This window comes from Cyclobacterium amurskyense (assembly GCF_001050135.1).
GTDB lineage: Bacteria > Bacteroidota > Bacteroidia > Cytophagales > Cyclobacteriaceae > Cyclobacterium > Cyclobacterium amurskyense.
On the sequence record NZ_CP012040.1, the window covers coordinates 979,428 to 993,978 of the forward strand.

Here is a 14,551-nt window from a genome sequence, read left to right on the forward strand (position 1 = left end):
GTGCTCACGATACAATTGCTATTACATCCTTCCAGGGCTTGGGTACTTTGAAATACCCAAAATACTTTCTTCCTGTATTCAATATTTCCGTAGGATCTGAAAAGATGAAAACATCAAAGTCATGGGTGCAAACCAATGGGCAAAAAAAAGTAAGATGCGATTTTGGCATTATTGCCTGTGATAAAATTGACGACAATGCTTAACGAATCCCCAAACCCCATAGGGGTGACAGTTTTGTAGCTAAGGCTGTAAAGCCTTGTACATTGTGCTTTCAAAAAGAAAAGTAATTACCGATATAAGTATTTCCATACAAAGACGTATAGTTTACAAATCCCAAAACCCCATAGGGGTGCCATTTTTATAGCCAAGGCTGTGAAGCCTTGGTCAAAGCATGAAGCACAATCTGATTTTGGCGGTATTGTTGCTCTTTTTCTGCAACAATGCCGCCAAAATCATTATGCAGGATTGCTGTTTCATTTAACCTGAGCGCTTTCTTTTTGGAAAAACAAATAACCTCATCTAATTCAACATGGAAGGATCTCCCAGTTTACCTATAAATAAAAGCGCTCCACTGCTATTCTCCTGGATAAAAAAGACAAATGGCTTGTCCAGACTAAAAACCCTTGGCTGGGAAGGACCTGCACTGGTTAACTCGATTTCCACCACCGTGGCCGCAGCAGCTTCTGTACCTTTTTCACTGACTTCAATAACCGCCTCGTGAATCACCCTACTGATCGCCATTGGTGCGGTTGGATTCACAAAGAGCTTACTGAAATTAGTAGGACTGGGTAAAAATGGTTTTACCAAACCTAAATTCTGTAGCTGTTCTTTCAAATTGTCTATTCTATACCCCATCTTAAACTTGGGCATCTTTAGGAAAAAATTCGTGGTATCTGCATTGGCTCTAAAATGCTCCAGGTCTTCCAAAGTAAAAGCCTCCATTTTATTGTCCAATTCAAAATCCTTGTCAATGATCACTCCCATGGTATACTGCCCGGTGCTATAAGGTATTTCCAAGTACTCCAATGCGCCATCAGCGTAATACCTCAACCCTGCCGGAGAAGACAATTCCATCATATCGACGGTCACTTCTGAACCCGAAGCCGTATAAAAAGGTGCTTTCTTCGTATTGTCAACATCAAAACGATACTTCCAATCCGCTTTAAAATAGATGGCATTAACCAAGTACATGGCTGCATCCGGAGAAACTGCGTCAAGCATATCTTTGATCATCCCATTGGTATTGTTTTCGATCCACTGATTAATTATGTCCTTGGATTGTGGGTTGGACATGTCCAGGCTCGCAATCTCTGCACTGAAACTGTCCCTGACATCTGCTGCAAACTCCTGATTCAATTCCAAGCCCTGCCTGTACCAAATGGCATTGGCGATAGCCAACCTCACCTTGGGATCTAGTTCCAATAAATAATTGGTCAGGGACTTTGCGGCTTGATTCGCTTCTTCCAATTCCATCCCCTCAAAGCGCAAAACCTGCATAAATTCTGCTTCAATCTCGCCTTCATTGCCATTCATGGCCATGGCGAGTGCCTGGTGTACACTGTAAGGGCTAAAAAACTGGTTGACATCTTCCTTCTTCTGAAGTTCATGAAACAAATCGAAGGCGAATTGAGAACTACTCAAAACCATCTCTTGCTCCTGAACCTGCAAAGGCCGGATATTGGGCTTAAGGTCGATCTCCTCCTCTTCACCCCAGTTACAAGCGGTAAATACGAATAAACAGAACAAAGCAGTAGATATTTTCATGATTTTTGGAATTTATTTATCACCTATACGGGAAGAGAAGGGCAAGTGCTACAAGCTTCTCAATAAAAAGTGTTAAAACTAATTTGCATAATTAAGATTAATTTAGAAGATTAAGCCCTTCATTAGCAATAAACCCTACATTAATTATGGAAAGAAGACAATTTTTAAAGATTGGTGGCCTTGGTTCTGTCGCTTTATTTTCTGGAATACCTTTTTCAAGCCACGCTCGCTCTGATTTCAAAATAAAAAAAATTCGCTATTACTCAGCTCCTGGATACAACAAGCCGCTTTTCAATCAGGCCAGAGGCATTGTGGAGATAGAAACAGATTCCGGATTGGTGGGGATCGGCGAAGGAGGAACCCCGGACATGGTCAGGCAATGTGCTGAAATGCTTATCGGTGAAGACCCATTCAGAATCGAACACCTGTGGCAATACCTCTATCGTGGGATGTTTTATCCCCCGGGCCGTGAGAAGCTTCATGGAGTCGGCGCCATTGAAATGGCATTATGGGACCTTAAAGGCAAAGCTTTGGGAGTTCCTGTTTACGAATTATTGGGTGGGAAAACACGTGATTATGTAGAATGCTATGCCACTGGCTTCCGCAAAAGCAAAGCCACTACCATGGAAGGCCGTGCACAAGACTGCCTTGAAGCCGGACTTAGGTGTTACCGAATAGGCCCTACCGGCGGAAATGGGGACTTGCCCTTTGATTTTTATGAACATAGCAAGAAGACCATTGAAATGTGTCAAAAACTAGACAAGGCCGTGGGCGGAAGTGGGAATTGGGCGATTGACCTCCACACCCGCTTTGACACGACAGAAGCGATAAAAATCTGTGATGTACTGGAAGAATTGGAGCCCTATTTTGTTGAGGACATCATTCGATCTGAAAACCCTGAAGTATACAAAACCATCAGAAACATGACCAAAGTGCCAATAGCTGTAGGAGAACAATTTGGGGATCGCTGGGACAGCAATGTGCTGATGGAAAATCATTTGATAGATTACAGCAGAGTCACCCTGCCCAATACGGGAGGTATTACTGAAATAAAGAAAATAATAGCCATTGGGGAAACCCATTATGTGGGCATCATCCCACACTTCACCGGCCCACTGTCAACAGCAGCACTGGTACATGTATTGGGATCCTCCAGCCCCACCCGATGCATGATAGAATTGGCGGGAGGAGAACCTGAGAAGCCTAGCTATTTTAATGAAGATTTTATTGATTTCAGGGAGGGTAAAGTTCATCTCAATGACCGCCCAGGACTTGGCGTGATTTTCTCACCAGAAAAAGCGTCGCTTTTGTTTGAGGTCACAAAAAACACTGAATTCACACATCCCTACCTTAAAAGTCCTGATGGCGCCATTCACAACTGGTAGGAAATGATTTTAAGTAATCTAAGAACCTTGGTAATCTTAACGTTAAAATTTAATGAATACAAAAATCCCATAGGGGTGTCATTTTTGTAGCCAAGGCTGTGAAGCCTTGGTCAAAACGATAAGTACAACCCGATTTTGGCGGTATTGTTGCCTTTTTTTCTGCAACAATGCTGACAAAATCATTTTCGCCTATAGTTATCCTAATTTCTACCTGTTCATTTTTCCCCCTGAATAGAAATCAGGGCAGGCCCTGAGCAGAAATCAGGGCAGGCCCTGAGCAGAAATCAGGGCAGGCCCTGAGCAGAAATCAGGGCAGGCTTAATTCAAAAACGAATCAAAAAAATCAAGGCTGTATGGAAATCTTAACGCAAAATAAATCACTCCCTGGCTAAACAAAAAAACTCAGCCAAAAAGGCCTCAAACAGTTTTTTGTTTTTAACGCCATTGAGCAATCCATTTTACTAATTTCCATAAGGCCGAAAAAATTAAATAGAATTGAACCCGAAATATGCAATAGATATTCTATTACGTGCTGAAATCGCTTTAAAATCAGCCACTTCGTTGCTGTTTTCAATTTCACCATAGCGGTGCTATGCTAAAATCTCCAAACAGCCTGATTTTCTTGCGATTGCAACACTCATTATGAATCCTATTACATAATTCGGGTTGAACAAGCTTAGGCAACTAAAGCTATATGGGATAGATATTTAACCTAACCTAGAATTCATTTTCACTTGGCATTACTCCCTAAAGTAATATTGACCGCAAAACTTAACAAACCCCTATAATCCCAAAGGGGTGCTATTTTTGTAGCCAAGGCTATGAAGCCTTGGTCGAAACTTTTAAACAAGACCTAAACCACATTGAATTAAGGACTTAATTACTTCAATCAAATTAAACACAATTTTTAGTACAATATATTATTTGATTTACAATGTTTAATTGATAAATATTCAAAATTAATTCATAATTCAATCCTAGTAAATTTCTATTTATTCAACCATTTTATTCTTATAATTAACAATAGTACATCATATTAATTTTAATAAATACATTTTAGCAGTCATAAATTGTTTGTTTTAATGAATACTAATATATTGGTTAAATAATTAATAAATTATATAACAAAATAAAGATAAAAATAAATCATTAAAACAGCTATTAAAAGTATTTCCATCAAATTTTACATCAAATAAATTATTATAATTTAATTAATTACCTATTTAATGCATAAATCAACGAATACAAACATGTTAATTACCAAATATATTAAATATTATTCAACCCAAAACAACCTAAATTATGAAAAACAAAGCATTTTTGCTTTTTCTGACCATGCTATGGTATGGCCAGATTTACGCACAGAACAACAATGTTACGGGAACCGTAACGGAAACCAATGGAGAACCCATTCCAGGTGCCAGTATCATGATAAGCGGAACCTCACAGGGCACTGTCTCAGACATTGATGGGAAGTTTTCCTTAAACGCAGCACCTAATGCCACTTTAATTTTTTCCTTTATTGGATACTTATCACAAACCATCGAAATCCAAAACCGAACAACCATTGACGTAACACTCTACTCCAATGACATTGGGCTGGAAGAGGTAGTGGTTACCGCCCTGGGAATCAAAAGAGAAGCCAAGACCTTGGGCTTTTCCACCACAACAGTAGATGGAGAACTCATTTCAGACAACCGAACTCCCAATTTTGCAGATGCACTTCAAGGCAAAGTAGCAGGGGTAAACATTTCCTCCATGTCCACCGGCCCCGGAGGCACAAGCAAAATTCGGATAAGGGGACAATCTTCCTTTAGCGGGCAAAACAATCCACTGGTAGTCATCAACGGTGTCCCCATGGACAACTCCAACTATTCCCTTGGAGGTAATTTTGGTGATCGCCAATTGAACAACTCCGACGGTGGAGATGGACTACTAAGCATTAATCCTGATGATATTGAAACCTTGACAGTATTAAAAGGAGCAACCGCCGGCGCATTGTACGGCTCTCGAGCCAAAGATGGAGTGATCATGATCACCACCAAAAGCAAAAACTCCAGCAAAGGCTTAGGGGTAGAGATCAACTCCAACTTTACAACTGACACACCACTTGACTTCACAGATTTCCAATATGAGTATGGGCAAGGAGAAGGAGGCGTTAGACCCACTACCGCCTACCCCACTTCTGGAGTTTGGAGTTTTGGTGAAAAATTTGAGCAGGGAATGACACAAATTCTTTTCGACAATGAAGAATGGCCCTACGAACCTGTATACGACCGAATCAAACAATTTTACAACACAGGAACCAACTGGACCAACACAGTTACCGTCTCCAATAGTGGAGACAATGGCGGCTTCAGCCTTTCCTTTGCCAATACAGACAACAAAAGCATTGTCCCTAACTCAAAGTTAAATCGGAAAACCATCAATCTGGGCTTTTCCCAAAACATCACACCTAAGCTTACGGCTTCCGGAAATGCCAATTATTCCCATGAAGCAAACCAGAATCCGCCACAGGTCAATGCCCAGGATTTTTCCTCGGCAACCGTGATCATGACATTGGCCAACTCCATGCCTTTTGAAGCATTGAGAAACAATATCACTTATCCAAACGGAGATGAAATAGTAATGGCAAGATTTCTCGTTAGAAACAACCCTTACTACTCCACCTCTAAGCGATTTGACAATGTGAAACGAGACCGCCTTATTGGTAATGTATCCCTTAATTACCAATTTACCCCTTGGCTATATGCTATGGGCCGCCTCTCCATGGATTTTTATGTCAGAGACAATGACTACAACACTCCCAATGGCTACGCCCCAATACCACCAGCACCTGCAGGCTTTGTCAATGGCAGTTTCACCCAAGACACCAGAAGATTCAGGGAAACCAACCATGATTTTTTAATTGGAGCCAACCGAACTTTTGGGGATTTCAACATCGACCTGACCTTCGGTGGAAACCAGCGCTATGTTAGAATGGACTACAACAGTGTAGCGGTAAAAGATTTTGTAATCCCTAATCTGTACACAGTAATGAATGGTAGGGTAAAAGACCCTCTGTACAGCCTTTCTGAAAAAAAGATCAACTCCCTTTATGGACTGGGAGAATTCTCTTATAAAGAATGGCTTTTCCTAAACTTAACGGCAAGAAACGATTGGTTCTCGACTTTAGCACCAGCCAACAGAAGCATTATGTACCCTTCTGCCGCAACGAGTTTTGTGTTTTCACAAGCTTTCCAAAACCTACCCGAATGGCTGTATTTCGGTAAATTACGAGTCGCCTATGCGGAAGTGGGCGATGACAATGTCTCCCCTTATTCCAATGCCCTATTTTATGCGGTAGACAATAACCTTTTCCCAAACCCCGACGGGCTACCTTCTCCACTTGGAAGAGTCAATGCCAGCACTGTACCCAATACTAACCTAAAACCTTTGAGAGTTCAGGAAACTGAAATTGGCATGGAACTAAGGTTATTTGACGAGAAAATCAATTTTGATTTTGCATACTACCACAAGATAACCAACGATCAGATCCTTGCTACCCAGATTTCCGATGCTTCCAGTTTCACCAATCAATTGGTAAATATTGGCAGAAGCATGAACAAAGGACTGGAAGTTCTGGTATCGGGCTCACCTGTCCGCACCAAGGATTTCCGCTGGGACGCAAGTGTTAATGCCACTTACAATACCTCAGAAGTTTTACAACTAGGTGTATCTGAAGCCGACACCATGATCACCGTAAGCTCTGGAGGAGGAAGAATTCTTCGCCAGGTAGTTGGCCAACCAATTGGTCAGCTCTACACCTTTACCTACCTGAGAGATGATCAGGGTAGAATGGTTTTTGATGAAAACAGTGGGCGACCATTGCGAAATGACGAACCTCAAAACATGGGCTCCGTTTTGCCTAAATACTTTGGAGGGATTTCTAACACTTTCACGTATAAAGGATTGAGTTTATACGCCTTGATTGACTTCAAACTGGGACACAAGATGATCGCAGGTAGAAACCAAAACTTCCTACGACATGGATTACATAAAAACACCCTTGATGGCAGAGATCAGGGTTATGTGGTGGGTGATGGTGTCAACCCTAACGGAGAAATCAATACCACTCAATCTTTGATTCAGCCTTTTTACGAAACAACCAACGTGTTAGGTATTAATGAAGATTGGGTGAGCAATGCCGGTTTCTGGAAGCTTCGTCAAGTTTCACTGAGTTACGACTTCACAAAACTTCTGCCGGACAAACTCTTCATCAAGCAATTGCGCCTAAGTGGTGTAGCCAACAATGTGCTGATCCTGAAAAAATGGACCCAAAACATGGATCCTGAAAACGTTTCTGTAACCTCTGACAATGCCAATGGCATGGATTTCTGGCCTGCCTTACCCCCTACCAGAAGTCTGGGATTTAACCTAAACGCAAAATTTTAAAACCATGAAAAAGCTAACAAAATACCTTTTGAGCCTGGTTATGGCAGTGGGATTCTTCAGTTGTGATGAGAAATTTGATGAAATCAATACCAACCTGGTTGACCCAACTACTTTAAACCCGCTATTCTTACTGAATCAGGGAATTCTTGACATGCGCTATAGAGATGGGGTGAGCTCCTTGCAAGACCTCTCCTATAACTTTGGAATTGTACAACAAATTATCACCCCTTTTGGCAGCTCCCTAGCCGGAGCCAATTACAACCAATTGAACCTGTCCAATTCACAACATATATGGATTAACACTTACCGCAATGTCCTAAAGAACACGGTAGATGCGGTAGAAAAAAGCAAGGTAGACCCAGAAAACACCAACCTGTATCATTCAGCGAGGATTTGGAAAGTCTATGCTTATATGGTATTGACAGATACCTATGGGGACATCCCTTATTTTGAAGGAGCCAAAGGTTTCATAGAGCAAATAGTCACGCCAAAATATGACAGTCAGGAAACCATTTATATGGACCTATTGAAAGAACTGGAAGAAGCCACAGCAGGCCTAGACCCTTCCAAACCATCTTCCACAAGTGAAATCTTATATGGTGGGGATCCTTTAAAATGGAAAAAATTCGGCTACTCTTTAATGTTGCGTGCCGCCATGCGACTAACCAAAGTCGCCCCCTCCACTGCTGAAACCTATGTTTCTAAGGCCGTGGCTGGAGGTTTGATTTCTTCCAATGAGGAAAATGCCGTACTTCGCAACACTTCCATCTTTAACAATTACCTAGGCGTTCATTTGGGAGCAAGGGAAAAGGCCAATTACTACCTAACTGAACCATTTGTCAATCACCTTAAAGACAATGAGGACCCTAGACTGGTATCCATTGCCATCAGACATGTGGGAGCTACCAATGGCCCAAGTCAAACAATAAGCCGAATAACCCGAGACCCGGACCTACAAATAGGCATGCCCATGGGCCACGATGATGTTTCCATCAACAGTGTTTCAGCTGAAACGGGCGTGGTAAGCCTTTGGGACTATACGCAAGCAAATATTTACACAGTTTTAAAAGTGGACTCTCCCCAGTTTTTCCTCACCTATTCCCAAAACCAACTGCTCTTGGCTGAGGCAGCTGTAAGAGGATGGGTACAAGGCGATGCCTCCACTTATTACGAAGAGGGAATAAGGGCAAATATGGAGCAAATGGCACTGTATGATGTGGAAGCCACTGTTTCGGAGCAGGATGCCGAAACGTATATCGCCAACCACCCCCTAGTAGGTGAAACGGCTTTGGAACAGATCAATACTGAATATTGGATTTCGGCCTTCCTAGACGGATCAGAGTTATTTGCCAATTTCAGAAGAAGCGGATACCCAACATTGGAGCCCAACCCTTATGCAGGATCTGAAATCACTGGAGATTTTATCAGGAGTATGCCTTATCCTGACTCTGAAACAGTAGTCAACCGCTCCAATTTACAGGAAGCTATAAGCAGACAAGGCCCCAACAATCTGGATCGAAGAGTTTGGTGGGATCAACCTTAAGAAGGGAGCGTACCTGTCTTAATTAGGCAGGTACGCTTCGTTTTTTTAGTAAAAACCAAAACTTATTCCACAGAAGGTTTTTAATAGTTTAATTTGTACACTAAATTCTAGCTTTCTTTTTACACCTTAATATTCACTAAAAGAAGAAGATTACTTAAGTGCAGCAGTTAACCACAAAACAGGAGTACAAACCATGCTTTATTTTTTTTTTGAAGCTTGCTCGGACAAGAATTTAGGCATCACACTGCTTCAAAAGGAAAACCCAGCAATAATTTCACAAAACAAAGATTTAAACAACAACCCAATAATCAATGAAAAAAACAGAAAAAAAAGTCATAAAAAAACCAGCCACCAGACCTGTGACTAGGAGAAATGCCATCCAGTCAGTTCTAGGACTAGCAGGAACGAGCTTACTCCTTCCAATTTCTTCTTATGCTGACAAACCTAGCCCAACCAACTTCAAGGCAGGCGAAGTAAGAATCACCAAACTAGAAACGTTTTTAGTAAAACCACGCTGGATTTTTCTAAAAATCCATACAGATGCTGGTGTAGTAGGACTGGGCGAACCCTTACTGGAAGGCCGAGCACTAACCATACAAACTGCCATTAAAGAATTAGAACCATACCTAATCGGCAAGGATCCTAGACATGTGGTACATCACTGGCAAGCGATTTACCGCCATGCTTTTTATAGAGGAGGTCCTATCCTGACTTCAGCCCTAAGCGGCATTGATCATGCACTTTGGGACATTAAAGGAAAGCTGCTCGGTGTGCCCGTCTATGAGCTTTTCGGAGGACCTACCCGAGACCGGGTAAGAATATACGGCCGAGCCTCTAATGCCGAAGACATGAAAAAAAGAAAGCAGGAAGGTTATACCGTAATCAAAACAGGTGTAGCTAAAAAACAGCCTGCCAGAATAGTGGAGAACCCAGCTTTCATCCAATATGCCTCGGACAATTTCGCCTCCCTTCGAGAAGCCGGTGGACCGGAGATGGATATTGGAATAGATTTCCACGGATCTATCTCCCCACAAACCGCCAAGGTACTCATCAAAGAATTGGAACAGTACCAACCCATGTTTATAGAGGAACCTTGTCAAGCACAAAATGTGGATGTGATGGCAGAAATAGCCAGAGGAACACATTTACCTATTGCCACTGGAGAAAGAATTTTTACAAAATGGGGATTCAGAGAGATTTTAGAAAAAGGTGCTGCCAGCATAGTTCAGCCTGACCTTTGTCATGCTGGTGGATTGACAGAGGGAAGATTGATTGCCGGGATGGCAGAAGCCTATTATGCAGCCATCGCTCCACACAACCCTATGGGCCCTATCTCCTTGGCTTGTGGCCTGCATTTAGCGGCTAGCGTACCCAACTTCCTGGTACAAGAACAAGTTTCATTGGGAGAAGGCTATCTAAAAACACCATTTAAGCTGGAATCAGACGGCACGGTACTTATTCCAAAAGGACCGGGATTAGGTATTGAGTTGGACGAGGATGCCTTACAAGACAAGATAGGCCACGACTGGACCAATCCTCAATCCTATGACCCAAGGGATGGATCAGTGGTGGACTGGTAGGAATTTCCAATCAAGCAATATAAAACAGAAACGATAAATCTTATAGTCGATAAACAATGAAAGTAAAGGAAAACAACACAAGAAGAAATTTAATCAAAGGACTGGGGCTAGGTACCATGGCAGGAATGCTAGGAATGTACCCAAAAGCAATGGCAGCACCTGAAAAAGAAAAACCAGCCTACCTCAACGGGCTCCCCCCTTTGACTATCACCAATGTAAAAGCCATAGGCCTAGCTCCAAGTGGATCAAACCTAATCGTAATAAAAGTAGAAACCTCCGAACCAGGTCTTTACGGACTAGGTTGCGCCACCTTTACCCAAAGGGCCTTTGCAGTAATAACCGCCATAGAAAAATACCTTAAGGATTTTTGCGTAGGCAAAGATGTTGACAATATCGAAGACATGTGGCAGTCGCTTTTTGTAAGTTCCTATTGGCGAAATGGACCAGTACTCAACAATGCCATCAGTGGGATTGACCAGGCCTTATGGGACATTAAAGGCAAACGCGCCAACATGCCTACCTATCAATTGCTAGGAGGAAAATGTAGGTTTGCCATTCCATGCTATACCCACGCAAGCGGCAACACCCCAGAGGAAGCGGCCAATCAGGTTTCCTCCTATATGGAGGAGGGTTACCGTTATGTAAGGATTCAGCAAGGAGGTTATGGCGGGGCAGGGATTTCCGGCGAACCAGACTTTAAAAAACAAGGTTTTGCCCGCAACACAGACCAGTACATGGATCAGGGCAAATACAGAAAGGATGTGCCCAAATTATTTGAAACCGTAAGGAGGCAATGTGGAGAGGAAGTCGAACTACTGCATGACATTCATGAAAGACTAGACCCCATAGACGCCATTAACGTCATCAAAAGTGTGGAGCCATACAATCCATTCTTTATTGAAGACCCTTTCTCTCCCGAACAGATGGAATGGTTCAAACAATTAAGAAATGCCACTACCGTCCCTTTGGCTATGGGTGAGTTGTTCAATAATATCAATGAATTCAAAGAGCCTATGACCAATCGATTGTTTGATTATATCCGAATTCATATTTCCCAGATTGGCGGAATTACTCCAGCCATGAAAGTGGCTCGACTGGGTGAATTTTATGGTATAAAAACTGCCTGGCATGGCCCAGGAGATGTGTCTCCGGTAGGTCATGCGGCCAATGCACACATAGACCTTGCCATCTGGAATTTCGGCATTCAGGAAGCTGCCAGAATATCGGATTTATCCAGAGAGATTTTCCCAGGATCACCTACGATGAAGGATGGCTATATGTGGGTAAATGAAGTTCCAGGTTTGGGTGTTGACATCAACGAAAAGCTGGCCGCCAAATACCCCATGCACACCAATTCTCGCTGGACTGTAAGGAAGTTTGATGGGACGATTATTCGGCCTTAAAGAAACATCACGATTAACCAGCCCTCCAAGGGTTTTTGAACCCTTGGAGGGCTATTAAAATAGAAGCGAAAAATGCCCGATCCACGGATACCACTGGAGCCTGAACGTATGTATCACATCTGGACACACGCCACTGGAAACGAAAACCTATTCCGCTCCAAGGAAAACTACCGTTATTTTCTCGAGAAATACTCAAAATACATTTATCCAATTGGAGATACCTTCGCTTATTGCCTTATGCCCAATCACCTTCACTTGATGATAAGGTTTCGACGGCAAGAGGAGTTGAAAAAAACAGGCCCCCTTCAAAGGCTTCAAACCCTCGAAGGAATCAATCTTCCTACACTTTTCAGCAGACAATTCTCCAATCTTTTTAACGCGTACTCACAAGCCTACAACAAAATGTTCAATAGAAAAGGCAATCTCTTTATTACACGTTTTCACCGAAAGCTTATAGATTCGGACAATTATTTCACAGCCTTGATCGCCTATATTCACAATAACCCGGTACACCATGGGTTTGTAAAGGACCCTTCAGATTGGCCACACAGTAGTTCGCACACCTATTTGAAAACGAAACCAACCAAACTAGCTAAAAAAGAAGGCCTTTCTTGGTTTGGGGGAACCGATGCTTTTTTATCTTTGCATCGGGAGATGAAAAAAAGAGACGTTATTTTACAATTCGAAGATTAACCTTATTTATGAACCCATATAGGCAATAGCTATTTTGAGTATTGTTTTTTAGGAGGGATGAAAAATAAAAAACCAATAGTGCAAAAGTATGATCGAATCTCATCTGATCAAGCGAGAACCACCACATCACTAAATCACAGATCACACTATATTCCTCTACACAAACCCCTTACCTGAAATACGCTTTATCCACCTCAATTTCGCTCAATAACGGATCGTTAATTTCTTTCATTTTAGTTAATATTTTTTGGTGGAGAACTTCAATTACTTGCCGAACCTCTTCGCTAGAGTCGTTGATCAAGTTAATGTTTTCTTCGGGATCGAGGGCGATATGATACAATTCATCTCTTTTTGGGTCCATAAAGTCCCTTACCAATTTCCATTCTGGAGTCCTGTAGCTTCTTAAAAAGGAAGTCGCATAATTGACCATACTGTATTCAGAATAAAAATCATTGTCCCAATCAGCGACTTCTTCTCCTTTAATTAAAGGAACCAAGCTCCGACCTCTGAGTTTATGTTCAGTCTCAGAAGGAAGCCCAACTCCAGCCATTTCAAGAAGCGTAGGGTAAATATCAAGCACCGAGATAGTTTGATCTATCTTTCTTCCCGCCTGAGTCACTCCTTTCCAGTACACAATGGCAGGTATTTTTATAGAGTTATCAAATAAATTGGGTCGATAGCCGGTATTAATATTGGAAGTAGCAGCGGGGATGTTTTTTGTAATCCATTTTCCATTCCCTTTATGTTCTATGCCATTGTGCCCCATATTGTAACCATGGTCAGACATGAAAACAACTATGGTATTGTCCATAAGGCCTTTTTCTTCAAGTGCTGCAAGGACTCTACCCACATTCCTATCCATTCCGGCAGTACTGGCAAGGTATTCTCTCATTTTTCTTTTGGCTTTTGCAATGTTAAGGTCTGGATAGCCCGGATTCGGTAAGATGGGATCCATATTTTGAAAAGGTGCCCAATCTTCATCCGCTACAGGCAACCATTGAGAATGTGGGGCACGGGTATTGAAACACAAAAGAAATGGGGAATTACCTGTGGATTTAATAAAAGAGATAGCTTCGTTTGCCAAAATATCTGTGGTCAAACCTTTTACAATTTTTACTTCCCCATCTATTTCCAATTCAGGATTTTCAGGACTTGTCCCACCTCCCAAAAGACCTGAGAAATAATCAAAGCCATGGTTTTTGGGATGGTATTGCTTCCCATCTTCAGTTGACCAGTCTCCTAAGTGCCACTTCCCTACCAAACCTGTATGGTAGCCATTTTTTTGAAGCATCTCAGCAAATGTGATACTCTTAGGATCAAGTCCGGCATTCACATTAGGATCAAATGTCAATTTACTATGGTTAGGACTTACTATAAAATCCAAAATATTGTATTCACTGGCATAACGCCCTGTCATTATACTGGTCCGTGAAGGACTACATACCGGAGTGGTGGTAAAAGCATTGCGAAAAGACACTCCTTTTGCTGCTAGTTTATCCAAGTTCGGTGTATAAGCATTGGGATCCCCCGAGGAAGCAAAAGCCCATGGCGCCTGATCATCAGTTAAAATAAACAAAATATTGGGCCTTTCAATCGCTTCTTGAAAAGCGTAGGTAATGGATGTAGAAAGCAATAAACATATTGCCCCAAGTATGGCTTTAATTTTATTTACGGTCATTTTCTTTGGGTTATTTTTATTCTTTTACTGTTAGTAAGCACCTGGCATTTTCTTCGATAAAGTAGACCTAA

The 14,551-nt window shown here is 42.0% G+C and carries 8 protein-coding genes; 6 read left to right on the forward strand and 2 right to left on the reverse strand.

The window, feature by feature from the left end; translation table 11 throughout:
- Positions 1 to 519: 519 nt before the first annotated feature.
- A complete protein-coding gene (locus CA2015_RS03865; RefSeq protein WP_048640705.1) occupies positions 520 to 1,764 on the reverse strand; it encodes a serpin family protein in 1,245 nt (414 codons plus the stop codon).
- A 146-nt stretch (positions 1,765 to 1,910) separates the two neighbouring features.
- Between CA2015_RS03865 and CA2015_RS03870 the strand changes: the two genes are divergently transcribed.
- The 6 genes from CA2015_RS03870 to CA2015_RS03900 all read left to right on the forward strand — a co-directional run bounded on the left by CA2015_RS03870 (position 1,911) and on the right by CA2015_RS03900 (position 12,802).
- Positions 1,911 to 3,149 carry a mandelate racemase/muconate lactonizing enzyme family protein gene (locus CA2015_RS03870; RefSeq protein WP_048640706.1) on the forward strand — a complete coding sequence of 413 codons (1,239 nt, stop codon included), beginning with the start codon at positions 1,911 to 1,913 and terminating at the stop codon, positions 3,147 to 3,149.
- A gap of 1,302 nt (positions 3,150 to 4,451) precedes the next feature.
- Positions 4,452 to 7,583, forward strand: a complete 3,132-nt coding sequence (locus tag CA2015_RS03880; RefSeq protein WP_048640708.1) for a SusC/RagA family TonB-linked outer membrane protein — start codon at positions 4,452 to 4,454, stop codon at positions 7,581 to 7,583.
- A 4-nt stretch (positions 7,584 to 7,587) separates the two neighbouring features.
- Complete coding sequence (locus tag CA2015_RS03885; RefSeq protein WP_048640709.1) at positions 7,588 to 9,126, forward strand: SusD/RagB family nutrient-binding outer membrane lipoprotein; 1,539 nt, start codon at positions 7,588 to 7,590, stop codon at positions 9,124 to 9,126.
- Between the two features lie 311 nt (positions 9,127 to 9,437).
- On the forward strand, positions 9,438 to 10,706 hold the full coding sequence (gene dgoD, locus CA2015_RS03890) for a galactonate dehydratase (RefSeq protein ID WP_048640710.1): 1,269 nt from the start codon (positions 9,438 to 9,440) through the stop codon (positions 10,704 to 10,706).
- A 56-nt stretch (positions 10,707 to 10,762) separates the two neighbouring features.
- Positions 10,763 to 12,109 carry an enolase C-terminal domain-like protein gene (locus CA2015_RS03895; RefSeq protein WP_048640711.1) on the forward strand — a complete coding sequence of 449 codons (1,347 nt, stop codon included), beginning with the start codon at positions 10,763 to 10,765 and terminating at the stop codon, positions 12,107 to 12,109.
- A 72-nt stretch (positions 12,110 to 12,181) separates the two neighbouring features.
- Entirely contained in the window at positions 12,182 to 12,802 is a 621-nt protein-coding gene (locus CA2015_RS03900) for a hypothetical protein (RefSeq protein ID WP_048640712.1), read from the forward strand.
- A 169-nt stretch (positions 12,803 to 12,971) separates the two neighbouring features.
- Here the strand turns inward: CA2015_RS03900 and CA2015_RS03905 are convergent, their stop codons facing one another.
- Complete coding sequence (locus CA2015_RS03905) at positions 12,972 to 14,480, reverse strand: sulfatase family protein (RefSeq protein WP_048640713.1); 1,509 nt, start codon at positions 14,478 to 14,480, stop codon at positions 12,972 to 12,974.
- Between the last annotated feature and the right edge of the window lie 71 nt (positions 14,481 to 14,551).